Below are 1,193 nucleotides of genomic sequence, written 5' to 3'. Positions count from 1 at the left end.
TTTTAGTCTTACGACTAAAATTACTTTTTTATCTAAAGTAATTAACTGGTCTAACGAAATATTATTTCGCTATTTTACCTATTTCTCTGTTTAATTTTCAAAGACCAATTTGCTTTGTCATCAAGTGACGACTTCTACTATTCTACTAGGTTTTTCTTTCTTTGTCAACAACTTTTTAAAACTTATTTTCATTTAAAATAAATTAAATAGTAATTAACATCTAGCTTATAGCTCCAATCGTTTGTGACGACAAGGAGTATTCTATCACATAAATAAGAGCATATTTTAATCACATACGTGCCCTAGCTAGATTATCTTCATATTGCTACGTATATGTTTAAATAATTAGACATTCCTCATTCCGATACACATGGCTAAGTATTTTGAATATTAACTTAAACCCTGTAGAGTCAATTGAAGGTGCTACAAATTATCAAATGCATTAATAGAGGGAAAACCACAAAAACGCCTTACACACTGAAGGAGTTTTTATCATTATTTAATATTAGAGGAACTACTCCCTCTAATATTATTTGAAGTATATACTTATATTTCCCTCGTACAAATTTTCTTCTAACTCTACAGAAAATTATTTTATTCTTCAAATCATCTATCTCATATTGGTTATTTTTATCAAGCATCGTTTCAATCTTTAATCCAATCCATTTATAAGTATTAGTTTCAATAAAAAACCTTATTCCAGTCTTATTAGACTTACCCTCTAATGAATTTAAGAGTGAATATTCAGTTATCCTAAATTCCTTAATCATTTCATTTTTACTCTATCTTGTTTTCGTTCTTACATGTCTTTTAATAGTCTCACTTATACAATAGGTATTAATATTTTCTCATATACCTTGGACACTATACAAAATAATATTTTATATAGTGTTGTTTTGTATATTATAAATATTTTATACATTTATTACCATTTTTTACTCCTTATGTTGAGTATCTGAAAATCCTATCCATCCCACACCTGAAAGGGTGGGATGGATAGCACAAAGTTTGTAATGTTTATTAAATTGGATTTTATATTTACGCAAAATAAAAACCACTAAGTTAGACTTAGTGGTTTTTTGTTACCTGGCGACGACTTACTCTCCCACAAGGTCACCCCTGCAGTACCATTAGCGCATTGAAGCTTAACCTTCGTGTTCGGTATGGGAACGGGTGTTACCTTCATGCCATAA

At 29.4% G+C, this 1,193-nt stretch carries 1 protein-coding gene and 1 rRNA gene; both read right to left on the bottom strand.

Annotation, left to right across the window (positions count from 1 at the left end):
* Positions 1-470: 470 nt before the first annotated feature.
* Positions 471-770, bottom strand: coding sequence for a hypothetical protein (locus KPL50_RS26490; protein WP_216301453.1), 300 nt, complete (start codon positions 768-770; stop codon positions 471-473).
* 314 nt (positions 771-1,084) lie between these two features.
* Positions 1,085-1,193 (bottom strand): 5S ribosomal RNA (gene rrf, locus KPL50_RS26485); the annotation flags it as partial.

The organism is Clostridium sp. CF012, from assembly GCF_018861755.1.
Taxonomy (GTDB): Bacteria; Bacillota; Clostridia; order Clostridiales; family Clostridiaceae; genus Clostridium_AD.
The sequence above is the reverse complement of the archived record's forward strand: the minus strand, read 5'-3'. Positions and strand labels throughout refer to the sequence as shown.